Genomic DNA, 23,702 nt, shown 5'->3' with positions numbered 1-23,702 from the left:
TTTAACTGTTTTTGTCATACAACCAAACACGCAGCAACGATACCAGCTGATCAATATCAACCGGTTTAGAGATATAATCAGACGCACCTGCACGGATACATTTTTCACGGTCGCCCATCATGGCTTTAGCTGTTACGGCAATAACCGGCAGGTTTTTAAAGCGTGGGTTCTGGCGTATTGTGGCGGTGCTTTCGTAACCATCCATCTCCGGCATCATCATATCCATTAATACGATGGAGGTTTCGGGGTGTTTCTGTAGCTGCGCCAAAGCCTCTTTACCATCCGTGGCCGATATTACGCGCATCTGATGTTTCTCAAGCGATTTGGTGAGCGAGAAAATGTTGCGCACATCATCATCGGCAATTAATACAGTTTTATCTTTCAATACCTCATTCATTGGTGCGTTAGAGGTAGTGCGGGTAGCATTTGGTTTCTCTTTATTTTCCTCAATCAGGTGCAGGAACAAAGCAACCTCATCCAGTATACGTTGATAAGAGTGGGCAGTTTTTACGACGATCGAATCTGCGTATTGCTTAATCCGGCCTTCTTCGGCCGACGACAGGTTTTTGCCTGTAAATACAATGATCGGCAGGTTTTCCAGTCCGGGGTTTTGTTTAACAACTTCCAGCGTTTCGTAAGCGTTTTTATCAGGGATCCCCATATCCAGTATCACGCAATCAACTTCTTCTCTTTTCAAGGTATTAACACCATCGCTCACACTGCTCGAAACGGCCGATGATACGTTGAAAGTTTCGAGGAAGTAGGCAAGCGCTTTGGCATGTTTGCTGTTCTCTTCTACAATCAGCACTTTTTTAGGGCTTCGGCTCAGGGCATCTTCCAGCTTGGCAAACATCTGTTTCATCTGCTCCATGGCAATCGGCTTGTTAATAAAGTCGACAGCGCCACGCAGGCGGCTCTCTTTCTTAGCCTCCATTGATGACATGATGTGTACCGGGATTGGCCGGGTTGCCGGGTTGCTCTTCAGCTCTTCCATTACTTCCCAGCCATCCATAACCGGTAGTTGTAAATCGAGTAGTATAGCCAGCGGGCGATATTTCAAGGCCATCTCTACACCCTGGTCGCCGCGTACAGTAATTACACCTTTGTAACCACGCTGGCGGGTAAAGCCAAGCAGGGCTTTGGCAAAGGCGGTATCATCCTCAATGATCAGGATCACTTTATCGCCTTTAACAATGCTTTCGCGATCGTCGTCAATATCGCCCGGTATATTTGGCGAAAGGTGTTTGATGCGCTCGTCAACCTTAACTTCTTCTACAGGTAACGGGGTAATAATCTGTACAGGTTGTGGCAGTGGCACCGTAGCCGGCTTAACTTTAGGCAGTATCACGGTAAAGTTACTTCCCTTACCAGGCTCGCTGGTTAGTTTAATTTCGCCGCCTAACAAACGCGCAAGTTCACGGCTGATTGATAGCCCCAACCCGGTACCGCCAAACTTGCGCTTAGTTGAACCATCGGCCTGTTTAAAGGCTTCAAATACCATCTCCTGTTTTTCTTTAGGGATACCAACGCCGGTATCTTTAACAGAGAATTCGATCAGCGAATTATCATCCGCAGTAGGCTGTATCGTTAATTGAACCGAGCCCGAAGTGGTGAATTTAAGCGCATTGCTAAGCAGGTTTTTGATGATCTGCTCCAGGCGCATTTTATCAGTCTCGAAGGCATCCGTTGGTTTAAATTTGTTATCGATAACCAGTTCCAGTTTCTTCTCGCGGGCAATTGGGCTAAATAATGCCTGCATATCAGCCGCAATACCTGCAAAGGGAATATTCTCGTATTCGAGTTCCATTTTACCGGCTTCAATTTTTGATAGATCGAGTAATTCATCTATCAGGTCTAATAATCCGTTACCCGAGTTGAGGATCACACGTGCCGATTCGGTTTGCTCTTCGGTCAAGTTCTCTTCATTATTTTCTGACAGGTATCTCGACAACAACAAAATAGAGTTTAAAGGCGTACGCAACTCGTGCGACATGTTGGCCATAAACTCAGATTTGTAGCGGGTGCTTTGCTCCAGTTCGGCAGCTTTGCGTTGGATCTCTTCGTTACGGTCGTTAATAATACGATTGCGTTCTTCCAGCTCGCCATTGGTTTGCTGCAATTCTTCCTGTTGTACACGCAGCTCTTCTTCTGATGTTTGCAGGCGTTGGGTATGCGCCTCAAGCTCGGTGTTAAGGTTTTCGAGCTCGCTGTGCTGTGCCTGTAGCTCTTCAGATTGTGCCTGGGTTTCTTCCAGCAATTCCTGCATTTTTTTGCGGTTCTGTGCGCTGGTTATGGCAATACCGATATTACCGGAAACGTTCTGCAAAAACTCGAGCTTACGTGGTGTGTAATTATTGATGGATCCCAGTTCAATAACCCCACGTACTTTATTATCCTGAAATACCGGGATAGCAATTACATTTTTAGGTTTAATATTACCTGTAGCATGGCTTACCGAAATATATTCGGGGTCGATATCATTCAGGAAAATTTGTTTACCTGTTGAGGCCACCCTTCCTAAAATACCTTCATTAGCAGGGATAGTTTTGCTTATGCTTGAGGATAGTGCAAAGCCGCTTTGCAGGTGCAAAGTTTCGCCCTCAAAGGTGTATAAAGCACCAACCTGGCTTTTGGTGTAGTTGGCCACAAAATCAAGAATATCATCGGCAATTGCTACCACATCCTTTTCGCCAACCATACGGTCGTTTAGTTGGGCGATACCAGTTTGCAGCCATTCGTTATCAGATAGTTTGGCGAAAGAAAAATCGAGCGATTCGGCCATTTTGTTTAATGAACCTGCCAGGCTTCCCAGCGTATCTTTCTCCTTATCATCAACCCTGATCTCGTATTCGCCATTCGAAATTTTATCGGCAATACCTTGTATCACGCCTATACGGTGCGATGTTTCTATGTCTTTATCTTCAAGCGCTTTTTGTAAACGGTTACGTTCGGCCAAATCGCTGGTTACTTTAAAATAAGAGAAAATAGAAATTACCAAAGATAGTATAGCTGCAAAAACGATAATAATTGGAGTAATGGACGAAAACTGTTTAAGCCTTGCGGTGCGTTCAATCAACATGGCATTCTCATCATGCTCCATATTACCTACTGCAGCGCGCAGGGCATCCATGCTGGATTTACCCTGGCGAAGATCATCAACACTAACCACCTGGCCCGATCTTTTTTTGTTGATCAGCTGCTCCAAAACGGTCATGCGTTTCAGCATAATGTCTTTTATCGCCTTTACGTTTTCCTGCTGACGCGCATTATCAACTGTTAGATCGGCTGCTTTATTAACGTTTAAAAGCGCTTTTTCGTAAGCGCCATTGTAAGGTTCCAGAAATTCATCCCGGCCGGTTAGTAAAAAACCACGCTGGCCGGTTTCGGCATCCTTCATGGTTGAGATTACCGTTTCGAGCGATTGCATAACCTGCCCGCTATGGTCAACCATGTCTGAACTGGTGAGCAGGTTAGTGATGCTGAAGTAAGAAACTATAGAGCTGATGACAAGCAACAGCAATGAAAGTCCGAATCCAATTTGCAGATTACGGGTAACAGTAGTTTTCATTTTCGAAAGAAGTATATTTTATAAGATTTTATTTACTGTTTATCTTTTTGAGTAGGTACCGTGAAATAGAAGGTAGAACCTTCGCCTTCTTCACTCTCTACCCCAAAGGTACCGCCATGCCTTTTAATAATTTCGGCACAGATGTATAAACCCATCCCCAGGCCCTGGAAACGGTTTGATGATTCTTCTACGCGGTAAAACTTATCAAAAAGCTGCTCCTGTTTAGCCTTGGGGATGCCAATGCCTTTATCGCGTACACGCAGGGTTACCTTGTTGGCCGGCAGTGCGGCTACTTCAACAAAAACCTCATTGCTATCAGGCGAATATTTGATGGCATTGGTTAAATAATTGAGTACAACCTGCTCCAGTCGCAGCGGGTCGCCATAGATCTTAACATTGGCAAGGCCGGTTTTAATAATGTGCTTGGTAGGATAAGATTGCTGGATAATATCGATAGCACTTTCTACAAACGGCTCGAAATCAAACTCTTTGAAATGGTATTCGAGCTGGCCCGAAATTATTTTAGAAGTATTTAACAGGTCGGAAACCAATTGGTTCAATTTGTTCAATTGTGTTTTAGTACGGTCGAGGTACATGCGCGTATTGGGCTTGTTATCTTTCTCGAACGATTTTTCGGCCAGCTGTAAATAACCTTTAACCGAGGTTAGCGGCGTATTTAACTCGTGGCTGGCTATGCTGATAAATTCATCCTTTTTGCTCTCAGCTTCTTTACGGTATTCAATTTCTTCGAGCAGGGCACTTTGAATGCGGTTCAGCTCGTCGGTTTGCTCGTAAAGTTTAATAAAGGTGCGGATCTTAAGCACCAGGATATCCGGATCGATAGGTTTAACCAAATAGTCGCGGCCACCCGAAGCATAGCCCTTGCTAATAAACTGTTTATTGATCTTAACAGCCGATAGAAATATGATCGGGATGTCCTTTGTTTTACTGTAGCCAACAATAGCTTCGGCCACTTCGAAACCATCCATGCCGGGCATCTGCACGTCAAGAATGATCAGTTTATAGGAGTACTTGAGTATTTTGCGTAGCGCTTCTTCTCCCGACAAGGCTGTGTCGACGCTGAAATTATGCGTTTCCAAGATTTTTTTTAACGCAATAAGATTTTCAGACTTATCGTCAACTATTAGTATCATGAATCTTTATCAATCGGTAGATGAAAAATGTAAATATATAGTACAGAGCTGTGTTAAGCAATAATTAATTTAGTTTGATAAGAAATTTATTCGTTTTAAGAATATAAGTGTGGTTATGTAATTCATGATTTCTTATTTCTAAACAGATTTACTTACTGATGAATTTCTGTTAAATATTTGTTAAAACAAAGCAGCGGATATTGTTAATTAAAGTCATTTATCCGTTACTGTATAACCCCATTTGGGAAACTTAGTTTTAAGAAATAGCATATTAGTTTTATGAATATATTAAATAAAACATATCTTGTTGATCCCAATCATCTAAACCCGAATGAACAAAAAAATATACTTTGAAAATCTTGACGGACTGAGGTTTTTGTGCTTTTTGTCAGTTTTCTTTTATCATAGTTTTTATACGCAATTTGCTTATATCGAGAAAGATGCGGTTTACCAGTTTATAAAGCATGGCATATTTGGAAATGGAAACCTGGGGGTTAATTTCTTTTTTGTGCTTAGTGGGTTCTTAATTACCACATTACTTATTGAAGAAAAAAAGTTAAACGGGAACATTAAAATCCCATTTTTTTGGTTGCGACGAATTTTACGGATATGGCCCTTGTTTTATGCGGCTGTATTTATTGGGTTTGTGATATTTCCGTTTTTGAAAAGGTTAACCGGGCAGGTGCCTAATGAAACGGCTCACCTGGTTTATTACCTCACTTTCACCAACAATTTTGATATGATTAAAAATGGCCTGCCCGATGCCTCAATATTGGGCGTACTGTGGAGCGTTGCGGTTGAAGAGCAGTTTTACTTTGTATGGCCAATTATCCTCTATGTATTCCCTATTAATAAACTTTGGATCCCTTTTAGTGTGATTCTTATTAGCAGCCTTATTTTTAGGGCTTTAAATCATAATTATGCCATGCTCGAAAATCATACGCTATCATGTATTGGCGATATGGTTATTGGAGCAACAGGTGCATGGCTAATAGAAATTTCGCCCAGGTTTAAATTGACGATTCAAAAATTAAGTAAAACTAAAATATTGTTAGTATATCTTGTTTTTGCTGTTATTTATTTTTTCAGGCAACAGCTATTACTGGCCAATTATGGAACCATGATTTTTGAGCGATTGTTTATAGCAATTGTTATTGTGACTATCATTATGGAGCAAACTTACGCAAGCAACTCGTTTTTCAAAATGTCGAGCTTTAAGCGGATGTCAAAATTGGGCACTATTACTTATGGCCTATACTGCCTGCATTTTTTAGGGATATTGATAGCTATTAACATTACTAAAAAACTTTCCATCAACAATAAATTGTGGGAGGTAATGATTGTGGATACTTCGATTGCTCTTGTAACTGCAATTATAATAAGTGCAATAAGCTATAAGTTTTATGAGGCGCCTTTCCTGAAGTTGAAAAACAAATTCGCTTTTATCACCAAATAATAACCTGCCGCTTTAAAGCAATATTGCATAGCTTTGTTATATAACCGGATATGGAAAATAATACAGCCAATTTTACGCATATTGATACCGACACCAATTATCCAACCATGGTTGATGTAAGCGAGAAGCAGGTAACCAAAAGAACTGCCGTTGCCCAAAGCATTGTATTGCTGGGAGCGGAAATTATGGCGCAGTTGACTGGTAATGAGATCCAGACCAAGAAAGGCCCGGTTTTTCAAACCGCTATTATTGCGGGCACTATGGCTGCAAAAAAAACTGCCGACCTGATACCGCTTTGCCACCCTTTGGCGTTAGAAAGTGTAAAGTTTGATATTAACATAAATAACGAGCAGGAAGTGGTGATTATATGCACAGCTACCATTACCTCCAAAACCGGCGTAGAGATGGAAGCCTTGACCGGAGCAAGTATCGCTGCCTTAACCATTTACGATATGTGCAAAGCATTTTCGCACGATATAGTGATCAAAGAAACCAAACTGATACAAAAAACAGGAGGGAAGAGTGATTACCAAAACAAATAAACCACACCAAAAACATGCGCAGTTGGCAAGACCAAATCTCGGCGATTTCGGCAGGAATGAACTGGCGATTTTGGGTGCGCCATGCAACGTGATCCGTAGCCTGGCAGAACGTTGGTTGAAATTGTTGGACGGCAAATGGAAGGTAGCGTATGCTGATGCCGACCATAAAAATGACAGCCCATCAAATGACTTGTTAGAGGGCGCTTCGCTGCAGTTTACCGATAAAATAAGCCACAAAAGGATAGATTTTAGGCAAAAAAATGTTACTCATTTAAGTAATAGGATTTTGTTCAATAATGAGGACTTAGTGCTCATTAATGGCAACCATTTTATCGGTAAAAAGCAGATTGTGATTATCCATCCCGATAAGCCGTTGAATGAGAAACTGGATAAGCTAACCGATGTTGCGTTGATATTGCTAAGTGAACATGCGCGCATCCCAGAGTTTATGGAAGCCCATTTGCCGGATATAAAAAACGTCCCGGTACTGGCTTTGCAGGATGAGGCCAGGATCATCTCCTTCCTTACCATATTTTTAAACGAAAGCGTGGCCCCACTTAGCGGACTGGTTTTAGCCGGAGGCAAAAGCACCCGTATGCTGGCTGACAAAGGCAGTATCGCTTACCACGGCATGACTCAGCGGGCTTATATGGTTGAGATGCTTGGTCGTTTTTGTGGCCATGTTTATTTATCAGATAACACCAAAACCGGCTTTGAAACCATTGAGGATACTTTTATAGGTTTAGGGCCGTTCGGTGGGATACTGTCGGCCATGCAAAGCAACCCAAATGCGGCCTGGTTAACCGTAGCCTGCGATTTGCCTTATTTAACCGCCGATACTTTAGATTACCTGGTGAAACATCGTAACCCATCAAAACTGGCTACTGCATTTTTAGATAGCGATAGTAAATTCCCCGAACCGTTGATTACCATTTGGGAACCACGCGCTTACCCGGTAATGCTGCAGTTTTTGGCGCAGGGCTATTCGTGCCCGCGCAAAGTGTTGATCAATAGTGATATTGAATTGTTGACCGCACCCGATGTAAGTGAGTTTAGAAACGCCAACACACCCGAAGAACGGGACGAGGCACTACGCTTTTTCAAATCCGAAAATCATTCTTTCTGATTCTCGATCAGCCATTGCAACTTCTTGTAGTTCTGCTCGTGGTAGGTTACTGTGCCGGTTTTAAAGCGGCTTTCAGGATCATACAGGTAGGTTTTAATACCGAGATCGTGGGCCGCTTTTATTTCAGATTCTGGGTCATCACCAATGGCCAGCAGTTCATCTTTGTGGTAGCCGTATTTCTCCATTATATCCACAAAAATATCGCGCTTGGTTTTAGAGCTGATCTCGGGATCAACTACAAAAATCTCCTTAAAATGGCTGCGAACACCCAAACCATCAATTTTGCTCTGCTGTAGTTTTACAAAACCAAACGTTACCAGAAATTTGGGTAAGCTGATGGATTCAACAATCTCATAATCCTTGTAAGGTTTGATGGGTTTGTTGTATGTGGTATTTTTGAGCAGTTCGATAGCGTTGGTTTTAAACTCTTCGGTAAAGCCATGTTCATCAGCCACTTTTTGGAAAGGTGTGCGGCTTAATGCAGTCTTGGCTTCGGCTAACTGTTCGTCGTTTAAGTTGCCGCGATGCTCTTCCATCAGATGTTCGATGGTGGCGAAGATCTCATCTGAAATGGTTTTGGTTGGGAATATGGTGTTATCCATATCCAGTATCAGTGCTTTAATCATAGGTATAAAATAAGGGAAACGGGTTTAATGTTTTTATTCGACTTCAGATTTTATAGTTATCAATTGGTTCTGAAACCTCAATTTATAAAGCAGGAGGAACCCTATAGCAGCAGCCAGACAAACGCACGCCAATGACCACCACAACGCCCCGTAACCAAACAATGCAATAATCTGGCTGCCGATAACAGGTGCCAGTATTTGAGCCGCTGACCATGCCATAGTATAAAGCGCAGCATATTGTCCCCGGTTATTATCGTTGGTGCGCACAATCCAGAACGAGTTCATGAAAGGCATGGCAAACATTTCGCCGAAAGAGATAACGATGATAACCATTGTAGCCACCCAGACAGCCGGCGGCAGCAGATTCATAAACGTTAAAGAAATACCGGTTAACAGAACGCCGAGGCAAATGTACCGCAAGGCATGCCGCTTGCCTTCGAGCCAGTTGATGAGCACCATTTCTATAAAGGCCACCATTAAGCCGTTTAAGGCCATTAAGCTACCAATAACCCGTTCATCGATATGCCATATCGTTTTGTAGAAAACAGGCTGAATGGTAAATGTTTGAAAGAAACACATGCCGAACAAGGTAGTCAACAGAATGAAAATCATATAGATACTATCCTTATAAGGCGATGTTTTTGCATCGGGATGTGTATCATTTGCCGGTTTTTTGTAGTTGGATCTCGGCATGATTTTCAGCAAGAGCAATCCCGACATCAGGTTAGTACAACCATCAACCCAAAATAATAAATGATAATTGTGCGCTGCCAAAAAACCACCCAATGCACCACCAAACGACCAGCCCAGGTTTACAGCCAACCTGTTGAGCGAATAGGAGCGGGTCTTATTTTCGGGCGTGCTGTAAGCAGCAATGGCCGTGGAGTTGGCCGGACGGAAGGCATCGTTACACATACTCAATATGTAAACACAACCGCAAATAGCAAAAAAGTTGGTTTGATAGCCCAGCAAAATAAACAGCAAGCCTGCGCTAAGCAGTGAGCAAACCTGCACATCGTAAAAACCGTACTTGTCGGTAATTTTGCCGCCGATAAATGCCCCTGTTATAGAACCCAGCCCAAACAAACCCATGATAATACCTGCCTGCACAATGGTAAAATGCAGGGCCTGGGTACAGTAAATGGTCATGAAAGGCAGTACCATAGTACCGCTGCGGTTAATTAAAACCACCAGCGACAGGTACCAACTATTGCGAGATAAGCCGCTATATGCTTTTTTGTATAACTGGATAGGAGAGGTCACGGTGTAAAGGTAATGAAAGTACGTGCGTGCCTGTAGTTAAATGTGCTATTGCGTATTGCTATATTTTGGCCGTTCTAAAGTGTCGCTTTAAATCATATTCATAGATTATACAGGCAACAAAACCTATGAACCCAACTATTGATATCCATTTTTTGACCAACACAAACGGGATATAACTTTTAAATAAACCAACCAGGATCATTGCGCCGAAGGCAAATTCTAAGATGTTTAAAATTGTGCGCTGCCTGCCATGATCAGAAGCCCTGAGCCAAACCTTATACATGTCGTTTTCAGGATCAGCATCAACTAACTTTTTTAAGATAGGATAGGCCGATGAATAATCTTTTAGCTGATTGCAGGACATAGCTTTCGAAAACACGATAGCCTGATAAAGCTGACTATTGAAAAGTGAATAATTTATTTTTTCAATAGAACTGTCAATCATCGGTAGCACCTTATTTATTATTACAAGTGCATTATTGAACTGCTTTTTATAAGTTAAAGCTTTAGTATACCAATCGTTAATTGCCATAAAAGCAGTTATTTCATCTTCGGTATCCAAACTTGTTACATTGCTTAAAATAAGCAAATGGCTTTGATAGAAGGTGATAATATTGTCTGGGCTTTTGTTTGGTAAGGCAAGCAGTTCATTATAAATATTAATAAGCTGTAAGGCAGGCATTTTTAAGGGGTTTAAATATCAGCTTACAATATAGCCGATTTATTCCTTAAATAATGATCTGCAATAACCAGCGCAGCCATCGCTTCTACAATAGGTACAGCACGCGGAACCACACAAGGGTCGTGGCGGCCTTTGCCTTGTATTTCGGCGGCATCGCCATTGGCATCAACGGTTTGCTGATTGGTCATAATGGTGGCTACCGGTTTAAAGGCTACTTTAAAGTTAATAGGCATACCATTGCTGATACCGCCCTGAATACCGCCAGAATAATTGGTCAGCGTACGGATCTGATCGCCGGTGTTTACAAACAAATCGTTATGCTCAGAGCCTTGCATCTCGCTGCCCTCGAAGCCCGAACCGTATTCGAAACCGTGTACAGCGTTGATGCTCAGCATCGCCTTGCCTAAGTCCGCATGTAGCTTATCGAAAACAGGTTCGCCCAAGCCAACAGGGCAATTGGTAATAAAGCAGGTTACTTTACCACCGATGGTATCGCCTTGCTTACGGATGCTGTCGATCTTCTCGATCATTTCCTCAGCCGTAGCCGGGTCAACACATCTTACAATATTTTTTTCACGCTCTTCAATAAATGCTTGCGGATTGCTGATATCTACATTCGGCGCATCAATTTTGCCTACGCTGCTTACGTGTGCAATTACCTCGATTCCTTTTGCTTTAAGCATTAGTTTAGCCACCGCACCTGCCGCCACACGGGCAGCAGTTTCGCGGGCTGATGAACGGCCGCCACCACGGTGATCGCGGATGCCATATTTACTGTGGTAAGTATAATCGGCATGCGATGGGCGGAACACATCTGTATTATGGCTGTAATCCTTAGAGCGTTGATCTTCATTCGGGATAATCATCGCGATAGGTGTACCGGTTGTTTTACCTTCAAATACGCCTGAAAGAATCTTTACTGTATCGGCCTCTTTACGTTGCGTAGTAATTTTAGACTGACCAGGTTTGCGCTTGTCCAGCTCTGATTGAATGTAATCCAAGTCGATGTCCAGTTGAGCCGGACAGCCGTCTATAATTACACCAATTGCCTCGCCATGCGATTCGCCAAAAGTTGTTATCCTGAATATTTGCCCGAAGGTATTGCCTGCCATGTGTTTAGATGTGAGATATTAGATTTGAGTATTGAGATTACCTTTTTTACTCTTTGTATTATATTTTAGAACGTCATTGCGAGGTACGAAGCAATCACCGACTGTGCAGTTCGACTATACAGAGTTGCTCTGTAAGTAGGGGATTGCTTCGTACCTCGCAATGACGTGTATTTTGTAGATTAAACGTCCAACACTTCAAACCCTGCCTTTTCCAGATCAGTCCAGAACGCCGGGTAAGATTTATCAACCACTGCGGCTTCTTCAACTTCCAGTTCGGGGATGATGAGGGCTAGCGGTGCGAAGGCCATCGCCATGCGGTGATCTTCGTAAGTTTTGATGGTCATTTTTTGAGGGATAAACTTCTCGCTGCAGTCAAGTTTGTAAACCTGTCCTTTTTCAATCAGTTTAACACCCATTTTGCCCAGCTCGTTTTGTAAAGCTGCTATACGGTCGGTTTCTTTAATTTTTAAAGTTTCCAGTCCGGTAAAGGTAGCTTCGTGGCCAAGAGCTGCACATACCACTACAACTGTTTGCGCCAGATCGGGGCATTGGATCATATCGAAGATCTTGCGAACAATTGGCTTAGGCTCTTTTTTCAGATACACACCGCCGTCTTTAAACTGCGAGGTGATGCCGAAGTTGGCCATAATTTCGCCGATTACGCTGTCGCCTTGCAGGCTGTACGAGGTTAAGCCGGGTAAAAATAATTCGGCTTCGTCGCTCAGGGCCGCAATGGCGTACCAGTACGATGCTGCGCTCCAATCTGGTTCAACCCAGATGCTGGTTTCTGCAAATTCTTGCGAAGCAATGCTGATCACGTTATCTTCCCATTGATGCTGGATGCCTGCCTGTTGCAGCATGCTCAAAGTCATCTCTACATACGGGCGTGAGGTTAATTCACCTTCAATCTGTAGTCTTAAACCTTGCGGTAAACGCGCAGCAATCAGTAACAAAGCAGTAATATACTGACTGCTGATATTACCCTGGATGCTAATCAGATCAGTCTTTTGCTCAAAGCCGCCTTTGATGTGCAGGGGAGGGTAACCGTCCTGCTCTACATAATCAATATTGGCACCCAAAGTGCGCAAAGCATCAACCAAAATACCGATTGGGCGTTGTTTCATGCGCTCGCTTCCGGTTAGGATCACTTCTTCGCCACTGATTGCGTAATAGGCAGTCAAGAAGCGCATAGCCGTACCAGCGGGACCGATGTTTACGGTTGTCAGTTGTCGGTTATCGGTTGTCAGAGGTCCGGATTCACTTTCTGAGTTCTGAGTTCTGGCCTCCGAATTCTGTACTCCGGCCTCTGACAACTCGGACCTCAGGATACCTGCTAACAGCACAGCATCCGCAGCATCAGAAACGTTGGTTACTTTTACGCGGCCCTGGCTTAAGGCCTCAATAACGAGTGCACGGTTGCACTCGCTTTTTGAGCCTGTTAATTGTATTGTAGTATTTACCGTTTTACTGTTTTTACGCAGTATGATGTTTGGTTTCATCAGCAATTATGCGTGGGTTAAATTTTCCTTAACACCGGTACCAGCATTCATGATAGCGGTTTGTTTGCGGATTGATTCGCTGTGGATCAGTTCTAATAATTTCTCAGTAAAATCTTCGTCCAGTTTCAAAGCTTTGCCGTATTGAACTCCTTTTTTCAGGATCTCGTCCCAACGGTTAACTTGTAAAATGGTGATACCGTTATCTTTTTTGTAGTTACCGATTTTCTCAACAATCTGCATACGCTCAGCCAGTTTCTGGATCACTAAGTCATCAATTTTATCGATGTTGGCACGTAGCTCAGCCAGGGCATCTTTAATGTCAGCGTTTTTAACTTCCGGTTTACGTAAAGTAAGGTTGTCAATTAAGTCGGCCAGTGCTTTAGGTGTAACTTGTTGTTTAGCATCAGTCCAGGCAACAGAAGGATCGATGTGTGATTCGATCATTAAACCTTGCATATCCATATCCAAAGCTTTTTGAGCGATGTAAGGGATCAGATCGCGGTTGCCGGTAATGTGGCTTGGATCGTTGATGATAGGCAGATCTGGCGCATGTGTTTTTAAGTTGATAGCCATATCCCACATTGGTTCGTTACGGAAAGCAGATTTCTCGTAAGATGAAAAACCACGGTGAATAGCAGCCAGTTTAGTGATACCTGCATTGTTGATGCGCTCTAAAGCACCAATCCACAAAGTTAAATCAGGGTTAACCGGGTTTTTAACCATTACCGGTACGTCAACACCTTTTAAAGCATCAGCAATTTCCTGCACGGTAAAAGGGTTAGCGGTTGAACGTGCACCTACCCAAAGGATATCCACACCAGCTTTTAAAGCTTCTTCAACGTGTTTTGCAGTTGCAACCTCAACAGCGGTTGGCAAGCCTGTTTCTTGTTTAGCAGTTTTTAACCACTCTAAACCAATGCTGCCGATACCTTCAAACTCGCCCGGGCGGGTACGTGGTTTCCAGATACCTGCACGCAGTGCGCTCAGTTTGCCTGTTTTAGCTAAAAGTTGGGCAGTAGCAACTAACTGTTCTTCAGTCTCGGCACTGCAAGGGCCTGCAATTAAAAGCGGTTGATTTTCGTTAGCCGGTTTAATCCAGGTGCTTAATGGCTGTATTTTAAGATCGATTTTCATACTTTTTTAGTCCGGAAGTCAGTAAGACCGTAAGTCCGGAAGCTTTTTATGTTATTTTTTAATATTTACTGTTTAGTCCGGAAGTCAGTAAGACCGAAAGTCCGGAAGTTTATTTCTATATGTTAATTTTTCTTTCGGTCCGCAATTTTTGTCTTTCGGACTTCCCGACCCCGGACTTCCAGACTTTTTTCTTTTGTCTTTCGGACTCACGGACTTACCGACTTCCGGACTACTCACAAATTTACTCCTCTATAAAGCGTTTATATTCACCAAGTATGTTAAAATTGTGTGTATACTTTAACACCTGGCGAATGGCGGCGTCGTAAGCTTTGCCATCTTCCCACTCTACATCTACATAAAAGTTGTATTCGTTACGTTTACCCAGTACCGGCATCGATTGGATCTTGCTCATGTTAACACCTTCTTCGGCCAAAATATTCAGCACCTTTGCCAGTGAACCAACCTCGTTGCTTACCTGAAAACAAAGCGATGCTTTATTGGCAGGGATATTCTTAGCGTTTTCCTGGTGGGTAAGGATCAGGAAACGGGTAAAATTCTTTTTGTTCGATTCGATGCGGCGCTCCAGAATTTGCAAATCGTACAGCTTGGCAGCCAGTGAGTTGGCAATGGCAACCGTATCAGTCAATTGCTCTTCGCGGATACGTTTGGCACAGGCTGCGGTGTCGCTGCTTTCAACCACTTTCAGTTGGGGATGATCGTTAAAGAAATCATCACACTGACGGATAGCAATAGGGTGCGACATGGCTGTTTTTATATCCTCGAACTTAACACCAGGTAAGCCCATTAAGTGCAATTGGATAGGCAAATAAATTTCGCCAACCACGGGGAAGTTGTAGCTCAGCAACAACGAGTAGTTAGGCAAAATACTGCCTGCAATGCTGTTTTCGATAGCCATTACTACATAGTCAGCTTCGCGGGCCTGCAGCTTGTCGAATGTTTGTTTAAACGAGTTGCATTCTATCGTTGTAATGTTTTCGCCAAAGAATTTGAAGGCTGCTTCTTCGTGAAAAGATGCCCTTATTCCTTGAATTGCTACCCGTGGTTTCTGCTGTTCCATAATGTGTTAAACAAAAAAGTCCCGGCTGTTGGGCCGGGACTTTTTCTGATTTGTGTATGTCTTGTTATGGCATATATCAGTCCCGGCTCTTACTGCTAAAGTAAAAGTAGAAACCAAAATAATATGCGCCTGTGTATTTCATTGTTGTGTTACGGCGGTAAATGTACTGTTAAAAATTAAATTGTCAATAGAAAATTTTTATTTTTCGATATTTCATGACACAAACCAAATTTTATTTGCTTTAAGATGATAATCTACAAAGATACCGGCCATTTATTACGTGTATATTGAATATCGATCCCGGAAAATTTGTTGAGAAAATCGTAGTAAGGAATCAACAGCCCCGGAAACCTGATAGATATATCATCCTTAAATGTGATGTTGTAAATGGGAGATTTATCATTTTTACTCACGTTTGAGATAGTGATAGCCTTAATATCGGCCTTGTTATAAGTGTTAATGTCATTATTATCACCAAATTGAAAAACGTTATTTCCCTTTGAAAGGTGAAGGAACATATTTTTCGATTTTGAATAGGTTTTCAGTACAATATATGGAAGGGTAAACATTGATAGGGTGAATGCAATAAAAAATATACGAAAGAATAACGGACAGTCTTTTGCAGTCAAGATAATAGTTGAACTAAAAATTAGGATTAATAATAGAAATAGGAGTACAAAAAAATTCCAATAAAAGGTATTATGACTGACTGTATAATCGAAACTTTTGCTTTCGAAATGTTTGCTGGCACCAATATCGAGCAGGTGCTTATCAAATTTTTGTAGGTCTAAATTGCCGTTAAAGTAGTCAGTCACTAAACTGCAAGCAGTATCCATATCCGGTGAATGGTACTCATAGACATGGGCGCCATAATCTAAAAAATACAGGCAGAATTTTCCGTTGAAGTATAGGCCAACTTTTAAATACTCCCTGTCTTCATTCTTTATGGTAACCGATGGCCCGGTGAGTTGAATATCAGTTAACGGCCTTTCCTCATCCCAGGGGAAGGTTTTAATAAGACGAATCGTTTCTTCTAAAGTTCTGGGCTGCTCGTCAGAGAACTCACCTTTCTCGTAGGTATTGTGCTATAGTTTGGATATGAATTGGGGCATCAGAATCTAAGTCAAAAATAATATAGATTACTAATGTGCTTAATTCGACTTACGCCGCCTTCTCCTGCTTATACTCCCTTTGCAAAACCCTGGCCGTTTGTGTGCTACCATCGTGGCTCCAGCCGGGTGGGTTAAACATATAGCCAAGTTTGTTTTTAATACCCGGTGCTTTTTTTACGTCATGCACCAGGGCTTTCCACTCGTGGAAAATGATGTTGACTGCACCGGTATCTTCGGGTTGGTGGGTGAGGCCGTATTTGATAGGCTCGGGCAGGTTCTCATCTTGGAAGGTGCCAAACATGCGGTCCCAGATAATGAGCATCATGGCCATGTTTTTATCCAGGTAGGGGATGTTTGATGCATGGTGGACCCGGTGATGCGATGGTGTAACAAAGATCCAGCCGTACCATTTGGGTAGGTTAACCTTGTATTGAGTGTGTACCAGGTTGCCGTATAATTGGGTAACCAGGTAGGCGTATAAAATATCTATGGCGTTAAAGCCCATCAAAGCCAATGGCAAATAAAAGAAAACGCGGTACAAAGGCTCGAACACGGTAGACCGGAACCCCGTAGTAAAGTTAAAATGCTCAGACGAATGGTGCGTTACATGCATAGCCCAGAAGAAGCGGCAGTAATGGCCGGTATAATGCAGCACCCAGTATAAAAAATCCTGCGTTACAACCAGCACAAACCAGTACCAGAATACGTTGCTAATCTCAAACAGCCTGAACTGGTAAAAGTACTGCAGCACAAGAAAGGTAGAACCCTTAACAGCAAGATTGATAAAAAATGTAATGGTTGTTAAATAGATGTTGGTAAGCGTATCGCGTTTCTCGTAATAATGACGGTTTTCACGATAGCTGAGCCACATTTCGGCAAGGGTTAAGGTAACCAGCAAACCGATTAATACAACAACGGCATCATTTTTAGCATTAAGGGGAATCATACTAATAATAACTATAAAAAGAAAGAATGTGTTTTGAACGTATTACAAAGCTGCGTAGTATTTTAAACTTTCGCTCAACTCGTCTTCGGTACAAATCGCGTTAATACTATAAGTGCCAATGGCTTTTAACAGGGTACAGTTAATGGTATTGCCTTCGTTTTTCTTATCCTTTTTCATCAGCTCAATTAAAGCTGGGAAAGTCGAATCTTTGATTTCGTATTTAGGGTACAAACGGGTCAATACTTTAACCGTATCATTTAGTTCAGACTCAGTTAAACCGGTGTTCTTTTTTACAGAAAGCCAGGCTTCGCAGATCATGCCGATAGCAATAGCTTCACCGTGGGTCAAATGCTCTTTCTCGTCATGATCTAAAGACCATGTCTCCACAGCATGACCAACCGTGTGACCAAAGTTCAATGCCTTTCGGTGACTCTTCTCTGTCGGGTCCGAAATTACGATGCGATTTTTAATCACTACCGATTGTGCAATCAGCTCGGTTGATGGGATAGAAAGGTCGCTGTTTTTTAAAGCTTCCCAATAAGCTGCATCGGCAATTAAACCATGTTTCAGCATTTCGGCCAGACCCGATAATATTTCTCTTGATGGCAGGGTTTTCAGAAAGGCCTGCTCTATAAATACGGCTTTAGGTTGGGTAAACGTACCGATGATGTTTTTAATACTATCCATATCGATACCGGTTTTGCCACCAACAGAGGCATCAACCTGCGAAAGTACGGTAGTAGGTACATTCACAAAATCAATCCCGCGTTTAAAGGTCGAGGCTGCAAAGCCACCCAGATCGGTAACTACGCCACCGCCAACGTTAATTAACAAGCTGCGGCGATCGGCACCAAAATCAATCAGCATTTTCCACACACCAATGCAAAAGTCGATGGTTTTGCATTCTTCGCCTGCGCTGATCTCAATCAGGTCGTAAGTTTTACCTGTTAATTTCTCTTCAATAAGCGGCAGGCAGTGTACGGTTGTAAACTCGTCGGTAAGGATAAAAAACTTAGAGTAATTGCCTTGCTCAACAAAATTTACCAGTTCGTTAAGGCTATCGTTTAAATAAACATTGTAACCAATGCTTTCTATCGGTTGTATTTGTGCTGTATCCATAGGTTAAACAATCGTGATTTTCTGACCTCTAAACTCAACAACGTCGCCTTTTTTTACTTTAAGGCGTTTGCGGTAATCAACCTCACCGTTGTAGGTTACTTCGCCTTCCGATACTACAATTTGGGCTTCGCCGCCGGTTTGCACCAGGTTTGTGGCCTTTAACAGTTGTATAAGGGGAATATATTCGCCTTCGAGCTCAAAATTTATCATGATGGCAAAAATAAACTATTCGCAGGATAATGAGTTATAATAATGCATTTTCTAACTTTGCAGCATGGCTTTAAATGATACTGCTGCTGCGCCGAAAAAGAATTTACTTTCTTTCGAAAATACTGAGATCGCTTTCAAACACCTATCCAACGGTAGTTTAGACCGTGCTTACTGGTTGTTTAAGGCAATTAATAATAACACGCTGGTTAAAGTTGGGCCACCGGTTACTAACCTGGCCATGAAAATTGGCTTGCCGATCAAAAGCCTGATCAAGGCTACCATTTTTAAACAATTTTGCGGAGGAGAAACCATTGCCGAATGCGATGCTGTAATTAAGGAACTGGCTTCCGGCCATGTAGGTACTATTTTAGATTACTCTGTCGAAGGTGAAGAAGACGAATCTGTTTTCGATTTTACCCGCGATGAAATTATCCGCACCATTAACCGTGCAACCGGCGATAAGGCTGTGCCGATCACTGTATTTAAAGTTACAGGCGTAGGCCGTTTTGGCTTATTGGAGAAACTGGATACAGGCGCAACACTTACTGCCGAAGAAGAACAGGAATGGCAAAAAGTACAAGCCCGTGTATTGGACATTTGCCAAAAGGCATTTACCGCAGGCGTACCGGTAATGATTGATGCCGAAGAAACCTGGATCCAAAAAACGATTGATAGGTTAGCGATGGATATGATGCGCAAATTTAACCAGTACAAGGCCATTGTTTATAATACTTACCAGATCTATCGGCATGATAAACTGCAATCATTAAAAGATGATTTCAAAGTCGCTAAACTGGAAGGTTTTATCCTGGGCGCCAAACTGGTACGCGGTGCTTACATGGAGAAAGAGCGTAAACGTGCAGCTGAAATGGGTTACCCATCACCTATACAACCCAACAAAGAAGCAACCGACCACGATTATAACGAAGCCTTAAAATTCTGCACGGATTATATCGAGAAAATCGCCTTTGTAGCCGGAACGCACAACGAAGATAGCTGCCTTGTCCTTACCAACCTGATGACGCAGAAAGGCATCCCGCACAACCACCCGCATGTGTATTTTTCGCAACTGCTGGGCATGAGCGATAACCTGAGCTTTAACTTGGGCAGTGCCGATTACAATATTGCCAAGTATGTTCCTTACGGTCCGGTTAAGGCGGTGTTGCCATACCTGTTCCGCCGTGCGCAGGAGAATACGGCCATTGCCGGCCAAATGAGCCGCGAGCTGAGTTTGATTTTGAAAGAGAAGAAACGCAGGAAGTTGTAATTGAGCATGTCATCACCGCTTATCAATTACCTGCGCTTGTTCAGGCATATCTCGGCAGAAGATGAAGCGTTGATTGCTACAGCCTTTATACCGCACAATTTTAAGGAGGGCGATGTGTTGTTTAGCTCCGGCCATGTGTGTAAAGAGATGTTCTTTATTTGTAATGGTGTGCTGCGCATTATGGTGCAGAACGAAAAAGGAGTAGAGGTAACGTACTTCTTCCTGAAAGAGAATTATTTCTGCACCATCCTCAATAGTTTCAATAATGAAGTTATTGCCCACGAAAGCATCCAGGCCGCTTGCGATGTTGATGTGCTCATTGTTTCTAAATCACGCATAACGGCGTTGTATCAGCAAATTCCTTACCTTAAAGATCTAATAGATCAGATTACCCAACAGGGTCTATTAGATAAGATCCAGATCCGCAACGCCTACCAGGGGCTCGACTCAACCGAACGCTATAAACTGTTTATGATGCGCCAGCCCGAAATTGCCTTGCGTGTGCAATTAACAGATGTAGCATCTTACCTTGGCATTACACCACAGTCGTTAAGCAGGATCAGGAAAAATATGCGGTAGTAGTAAACTAACTTATAAGTTAGTTTCATTTGTAATTAAAATACTATTTTAGTTGCGGAGAAATTCTCCGATTTATTAACAACTAAACCTTTTTACGTGCAAAAACTACTTCTGCTATGTGTGGCAGTCCTTTTACTGGGAAGCTGCGCTAAAGATCACACAGTAAATCCAGTAAATTCAAAACCATCATTTAAGCTTTCATTTGCCCCTGTTGTAAACGGTATACCCAACACGCCGTGGAAACAGGTATTAGGTGGTAAAGGGCTTATTACCTTTGCCTTTATTGCTAACGATACCGTTACAGCCTCAACAATTAAAGATAGCGTAAGCTTAAAAGACATCAGCACTTATAAGCACGATGTGCTGGCCGGTGCGTACAACATTACCCTCGGTACAGTGAGTGCTGCAGTAGCAGATACCTTTATCAGGTTTAATGCCCAGGCACAAAATATTACTATTAATAAAGACCAGGCCATTAGTTTGCCTGCTACCACTACTGATGGTGTAATTACAATTAGTAAAAGCCTCATTAAGGCCGGTACAACCCCAACTTTTACCGATGCTAAAACAGCCGTTGTTTACAAGCTGGGCCTGGCCAATGATTATTATTTTTTATATGCAAAGGATGCAACAGCAGGCAGGTTAAGTTTTACAGAAACCACCAGTGGCGATGTGTTTTTGAAAGACCTTACACTTGCTGCCTTAAACTGGTATGATGTGTCTGCGGTTCTTAACAAAACCTCTTCTGTTAGTATTGCTCAGCATGCTTTTAACCTGAACGGTTTTTCTGGCAAAGTTCAATAAAATATCATGCTAAACACTTTATCAGTTATCCCTCCCCGAACCTTATTTCACATGAAAAGAAATTTATATTTTTTATTCTTTGCTTATGTATGCCTGCTTAGTGCATGTTCAAAAAAAGAAGCATTAACAGATGTTGTTGTTACGGTACCACCGGTTACCATCAGCAATATAAGCTTGCCATCATTTACCAACAGCACCTGGGTACAGGTAGCCGGCGGCACAGCCTTAATTCAATACAAGTTAAAGGATAGTAAAGATTCTACATCGTCGGTTACTAAAGATAGTATCGACCTTAAAAATTTATCGACCTATAAAAAAACTTTAGCGGCCGGTACGTATGATATTGTTATATCGTCAAAAAATCAGAGTTCTGCTGCCGATACCTTTATGCGTGTTACCGAAACCGCAAAAGGCTACACTGTGCCCAGTCAGCAAGCGCCGGTTTTTACAGAAAGCAGTACCGATGGTTTAATAACCATTGGCAAAAGCTTTATAAAAGATGGCGCTGTACCAACCTTTAAAACAGACACAGGCACCAAAACATACAAAATGGGTTTAATAAACGGGTTTTATTACCTATATATTAAAGGGGGCCTGCAAGGCGCAATTTCATTTACTGCAAAAACAGGCGGGCAGGCAGTGGTTAAGAAATTAAGTATTGTTGCGGCCAAGCATCAAAATATGTCTGTTGTAACCAATGGTGTTAACGGTGTAAGTGTGGTGTTTACAGATTTTGCCTATAACCAGGTATCAGCAAATTCAACTACGTTGATAACCTTAAATATTAACCCCGACAGGATGGCCGGATACACCAGTTATTATGTAGCTACCGACGAGAACGGCAACATTATAGCTGAGGCTAAATATCAAACAGGCACCACTACGTTTAAATTAATATCAACCAACCCGTATGACAAAGACAGGTTGAATTTTTATGAAATAAAGGTAGCCGATAACCCTTCCACTGTACCCGGCATAACCGGATATTTACAAGTAAAGAAAGGTTGCGTTTATACCCAGTTCCCAGGTCAGCAAAGCCCCGAATCTAATGCGCCGCTTAATATCCATTTAAAGAATGCCGCCCAATTTGATAAATTGAGTATCAGTACCGACAGAAATGCCGGGACAATCACTTCACCGGCTGATAGCGCTAATTTTAAACAATGGGATTATAGCAGTAACAGCCAGGTATGGGTACAGGTGTTAAAGAACAACCAGACCTTATATAACCTTTTCGATATTGCGAAGGGTACGCATGATTATACAGTTGATTTAGCACAGTGCATAAAAACTGCAGTTGCAAAAACCATAACAGCGCCGGGAGGTAATTTTCAAATGAATTTATTTGGGAAGAATGATGTAACGGCAACTTGGCAATACAATCATGACCTGGAGTATAACTTCGGTATGGTTTATTCACAATATGGCAGCCTGATATATAATTACCCGTCAGAAGCATTTAAATCGTATGTTGCTGTGATGTATTACAGTATAGGCGATTACAATTACAACCAGGTTAAAATTGGTGCAGTGCCAGATAAGGCCGATTCGTTTGATGCGTCATTCACCGTAGCCGGAACTTCAATGGCCGATTTTAAACCATCGTTCTCAGGCACGTCTGATTATTACCAGGCACATTTTATAAACGCGCCGTCATCGCCTAACTTGTCTGTATACCTGCTTTCGCCATCGGTCGCTGGTTACACCAATGTGAAGTTTCCCGATTTTTCGAAATATCTTAACATAACCAGTTTAGATTTGAGTAAGGTAAAATTGGTCAACTTTGGTTTATACCAACAGGATACCTTTAGTGAAACGAATGTTCCGTATAACGATACCCACAACTATCATTACCTCAATAGCAAATCGGTTCAGAAAAACTACTAAGACAATCATCATAAAAAAGGCTTTAGATTTTTCTAAAGCCTTTTTTATTGATTTATTTCTCTGCCAGTACCGTCACCATTTCTATAACCGGGGCTTTAGCCAACAGCTCGGGCGCGTGTTGCATTAATGCCTGCGCGATAGGGCCGGATAGGTGAGCCTGGCGGCCTTCCTCATCATCAAACGTATCGAATATCCCGAATGTTGATTCGCCGATTTGCCAGGCGTACCAGCTACGAGTATCAGGTTCGCTCTGTGCTAATGGCAGGGCGTTTTTTAAAAAATCGGCTACTTCTTTTTCTTTGCCGGGTTTAGCCTCTAAGCGGGCCAGTAATGCTAATTTGCTCATGGTAGTTTTAATGTGTTTACAATAACTACGTATGGCACTTACCATAGGTTTACACTTCTGGGCTATTTAATTATTTGGCCATTTGGATTGAAATTAAATACTTCAAAACACACCAACCTTTATAACAAGAATTTGGGTTACCACCGTATTAAATTTGTTGCAAATGCTTTTATTGCGCGGTATCATTTAAAT

At 42.3% G+C, this 23,702-nt stretch carries 21 protein-coding genes; 7 read left to right on the top strand and 14 right to left on the bottom strand.

Annotated features, from left to right (window positions below):
* Position 1 precedes the first annotated feature (1 nt).
* A complete protein-coding gene (locus PQO05_RS19825) occupies positions 2 to 3,568 on the bottom strand; it encodes a response regulator (protein ID WP_273629178.1) in 3,567 nt (1,188 codons plus the stop codon).
* A 32-nt stretch (positions 3,569 to 3,600) separates the two neighbouring features.
* On the bottom strand, positions 3,601 to 4,722 hold the full coding sequence (locus PQO05_RS19820) for an ATP-binding response regulator (protein WP_273629177.1): 1,122 nt from the start codon (positions 4,720 to 4,722) through the stop codon (positions 3,601 to 3,603).
* A gap of 331 nt (positions 4,723 to 5,053) precedes the next feature.
* Between PQO05_RS19820 and PQO05_RS19815 the strand changes: the two genes are divergently transcribed.
* The 3 genes from PQO05_RS19815 to PQO05_RS19805 are packed head-to-tail and all read left to right on the top strand — an operon-like array spanning position 5,054 to position 7,846.
* Positions 5,054 to 6,178 carry an acyltransferase family protein gene (locus tag PQO05_RS19815; RefSeq protein WP_273629176.1) on the top strand — a complete coding sequence of 375 codons (1,125 nt, stop codon included), beginning with the start codon at positions 5,054 to 5,056 and terminating at the stop codon, positions 6,176 to 6,178.
* A gap of 50 nt (positions 6,179 to 6,228) precedes the next feature.
* Positions 6,229 to 6,720: a cyclic pyranopterin monophosphate synthase MoaC gene (gene moaC, locus PQO05_RS19810; protein WP_273629175.1), complete on the top strand. Its 492-nt coding sequence runs from the start codon at positions 6,229 to 6,231 to the stop codon at positions 6,718 to 6,720.
* Entirely contained in the window at positions 6,701 to 7,846 is a 1,146-nt protein-coding gene (locus PQO05_RS19805; protein WP_273629174.1) for an NTP transferase domain-containing protein, read from the top strand. Before moaC ends, PQO05_RS19805 begins: the two co-directional genes overlap by 20 nt.
* Here PQO05_RS19805 and PQO05_RS19800 read toward each other — a convergent pair.
* From PQO05_RS19800 to PQO05_RS19750, 11 genes are all read right to left on the bottom strand, one after another.
* Complete coding sequence (locus PQO05_RS19800) at positions 7,834 to 8,472, bottom strand: HAD family hydrolase (RefSeq protein WP_273629173.1); 639 nt, start codon at positions 8,470 to 8,472, stop codon at positions 7,834 to 7,836. The genes PQO05_RS19805 and PQO05_RS19800 overlap by 13 nt on opposite strands.
* Before the next feature lie 33 nt (positions 8,473 to 8,505).
* Entirely contained in the window at positions 8,506 to 9,735 is a 1,230-nt protein-coding gene (locus PQO05_RS19795) for an MDR family MFS transporter (RefSeq protein ID WP_273629172.1), read from the bottom strand.
* A gap of 58 nt (positions 9,736 to 9,793) precedes the next feature.
* A complete protein-coding gene (locus PQO05_RS19790; RefSeq protein ID WP_273629171.1) occupies positions 9,794 to 10,417 on the bottom strand; it encodes a hypothetical protein in 624 nt (207 codons plus the stop codon).
* A gap of 23 nt (positions 10,418 to 10,440) precedes the next feature.
* Entirely contained in the window at positions 10,441 to 11,529 is a 1,089-nt protein-coding gene (gene aroC / locus PQO05_RS19785) for a chorismate synthase (protein ID WP_273629170.1), read from the bottom strand.
* 179 nt (positions 11,530 to 11,708) lie between these two features.
* On the bottom strand, positions 11,709 to 13,028 hold the full coding sequence (aroA, locus tag PQO05_RS19780; RefSeq protein ID WP_273629169.1) for a 3-phosphoshikimate 1-carboxyvinyltransferase: 1,320 nt from the start codon (positions 13,026 to 13,028) through the stop codon (positions 11,709 to 11,711).
* 6 nt (positions 13,029 to 13,034) lie between these two features.
* Positions 13,035 to 14,162, bottom strand: a complete 1,128-nt coding sequence (locus PQO05_RS19775) for a chorismate mutase (RefSeq protein WP_273629168.1) — start codon at positions 14,160 to 14,162, stop codon at positions 13,035 to 13,037.
* 241 nt (positions 14,163 to 14,403) lie between these two features.
* The gene (locus PQO05_RS19770) at positions 14,404 to 15,240 is read right to left on the bottom strand and encodes a prephenate dehydratase (RefSeq protein ID WP_273629167.1); all 837 of its coding nucleotides are present in this window, start codon (positions 15,238 to 15,240) and stop codon (positions 14,404 to 14,406) included.
* Between the two features lie 254 nt (positions 15,241 to 15,494).
* The gene (locus tag PQO05_RS26790; protein ID WP_475582065.1) at positions 15,495 to 16,076 is read right to left on the bottom strand and encodes a PH domain-containing protein; all 582 of its coding nucleotides are present in this window, start codon (positions 16,074 to 16,076) and stop codon (positions 15,495 to 15,497) included.
* Positions 16,077 to 16,401: 325 nt separating this feature from the next.
* Positions 16,402 to 17,298: a sterol desaturase family protein gene (locus tag PQO05_RS19760; RefSeq protein WP_273629165.1), complete on the bottom strand. Its 897-nt coding sequence runs from the start codon at positions 17,296 to 17,298 to the stop codon at positions 16,402 to 16,404.
* A 42-nt stretch (positions 17,299 to 17,340) separates the two neighbouring features.
* Positions 17,341 to 18,417 carry a 3-dehydroquinate synthase gene (aroB, locus tag PQO05_RS19755; protein WP_273629164.1) on the bottom strand — a complete coding sequence of 359 codons (1,077 nt, stop codon included), beginning with the start codon at positions 18,415 to 18,417 and terminating at the stop codon, positions 17,341 to 17,343.
* 3 nt (positions 18,418 to 18,420) lie between these two features.
* Positions 18,421 to 18,627: an RNA-binding S4 domain-containing protein gene (locus PQO05_RS19750; protein WP_174312815.1), complete on the bottom strand. Its 207-nt coding sequence runs from the start codon at positions 18,625 to 18,627 to the stop codon at positions 18,421 to 18,423.
* A 64-nt stretch (positions 18,628 to 18,691) separates the two neighbouring features.
* Between PQO05_RS19750 and PQO05_RS19745 the strand changes: the two genes are divergently transcribed.
* From PQO05_RS19745 to PQO05_RS19730, 4 genes are all read left to right on the top strand, one after another.
* Entirely contained in the window at positions 18,692 to 19,894 is a 1,203-nt protein-coding gene (locus PQO05_RS19745) for a proline dehydrogenase family protein (RefSeq protein ID WP_273629163.1), read from the top strand.
* Positions 19,895 to 19,900: 6 nt separating this feature from the next.
* On the top strand, positions 19,901 to 20,473 hold the full coding sequence (locus tag PQO05_RS19740; protein ID WP_273629162.1) for a Crp/Fnr family transcriptional regulator: 573 nt from the start codon (positions 19,901 to 19,903) through the stop codon (positions 20,471 to 20,473).
* Positions 20,474 to 20,569: 96 nt separating this feature from the next.
* Positions 20,570 to 21,277 carry a hypothetical protein gene (locus tag PQO05_RS19735; protein WP_273629161.1) on the top strand — a complete coding sequence of 236 codons (708 nt, stop codon included), beginning with the start codon at positions 20,570 to 20,572 and terminating at the stop codon, positions 21,275 to 21,277.
* Between the two features lie 51 nt (positions 21,278 to 21,328).
* Complete coding sequence (locus tag PQO05_RS19730; protein ID WP_273629160.1) at positions 21,329 to 23,164, top strand: hypothetical protein; 1,836 nt, start codon at positions 21,329 to 21,331, stop codon at positions 23,162 to 23,164.
* Positions 23,165 to 23,216: 52 nt separating this feature from the next.
* Here the strand turns inward: PQO05_RS19730 and PQO05_RS19725 are convergent, their stop codons facing one another.
* On the bottom strand, positions 23,217 to 23,510 hold the full coding sequence (locus PQO05_RS19725; RefSeq protein WP_273629159.1) for a putative quinol monooxygenase: 294 nt from the start codon (positions 23,508 to 23,510) through the stop codon (positions 23,217 to 23,219).
* Positions 23,511 to 23,702: the final 192 nt, after the last annotated feature.

This window comes from Mucilaginibacter jinjuensis, from assembly GCF_028596025.1.
Taxonomy (GTDB): Bacteria; Bacteroidota; Bacteroidia; order Sphingobacteriales; family Sphingobacteriaceae; genus Mucilaginibacter; species Mucilaginibacter jinjuensis.
Note: the sequence above shows the minus strand (reverse complement) of the source record. Positions and strands in the feature narration are given on the sequence as shown.

Coding starts and splice junctions, on each gene's coding strand:
- PQO05_RS19825 (WP_273629178.1), bottom strand. CDS start 3,568: ATGAAAACTACTGTTACCCGTAATCTGCAAATTGGATTCGGACTTTCA.
- PQO05_RS19820 (WP_273629177.1), bottom strand. CDS start 4,722: ATGATACTAATAGTTGACGATAAGTCTGAAAATCTTATTGCGTTAAAA.
- PQO05_RS19815 (WP_273629176.1), top strand. CDS start 5,054: ATGAACAAAAAAATATACTTTGAAAATCTTGACGGACTGAGGTTTTTG.
- moaC (WP_273629175.1), top strand. CDS start 6,229: ATGGAAAATAATACAGCCAATTTTACGCATATTGATACCGACACCAAT.
- PQO05_RS19800 (WP_273629173.1), bottom strand. CDS start 8,472: ATGATTAAAGCACTGATACTGGATATGGATAACACCATATTCCCAACC.
- PQO05_RS19790 (WP_273629171.1), bottom strand. CDS start 10,417: ATGCCTGCCTTACAGCTTATTAATATTTATAATGAACTGCTTGCCTTA.
- aroC (WP_273629170.1), bottom strand. CDS start 11,529: ATGGCAGGCAATACCTTCGGGCAAATATTCAGGATAACAACTTTTGGC.
- aroA (WP_273629169.1), bottom strand. CDS start 13,028: ATGAAACCAAACATCATACTGCGTAAAAACAGTAAAACGGTAAATACT.
- PQO05_RS19775 (WP_273629168.1), bottom strand. CDS start 14,162: ATGAAAATCGATCTTAAAATACAGCCATTAAGCACCTGGATTAAACCG.
- PQO05_RS19770 (WP_273629167.1), bottom strand. CDS start 15,240: ATGGAACAGCAGAAACCACGGGTAGCAATTCAAGGAATAAGGGCATCT.
- PQO05_RS26790 (WP_475582065.1), bottom strand. CDS start 16,076: ATGGATACTGCTTGCAGTTTAGTGACTGACTACTTTAACGGCAATTTA.
- PQO05_RS19760 (WP_273629165.1), bottom strand. CDS start 17,298: ATGATTCCCCTTAATGCTAAAAATGATGCCGTTGTTGTATTAATCGGT.
- aroB (WP_273629164.1), bottom strand. CDS start 18,417: ATGGATACAGCACAAATACAACCGATAGAAAGCATTGGTTACAATGTT.
- PQO05_RS19750 (WP_174312815.1), bottom strand. CDS start 18,627: ATGATAAATTTTGAGCTCGAAGGCGAATATATTCCCCTTATACAACTG.
- PQO05_RS19745 (WP_273629163.1), top strand. CDS start 18,692: ATGGCTTTAAATGATACTGCTGCTGCGCCGAAAAAGAATTTACTTTCT.
- PQO05_RS19740 (WP_273629162.1), top strand. CDS start 19,901: ATGTCATCACCGCTTATCAATTACCTGCGCTTGTTCAGGCATATCTCG.
- PQO05_RS19730 (WP_273629160.1), top strand. CDS start 21,329: ATGAAAAGAAATTTATATTTTTTATTCTTTGCTTATGTATGCCTGCTT.
- PQO05_RS19725 (WP_273629159.1), bottom strand. CDS start 23,510: ATGAGCAAATTAGCATTACTGGCCCGCTTAGAGGCTAAACCCGGCAAA.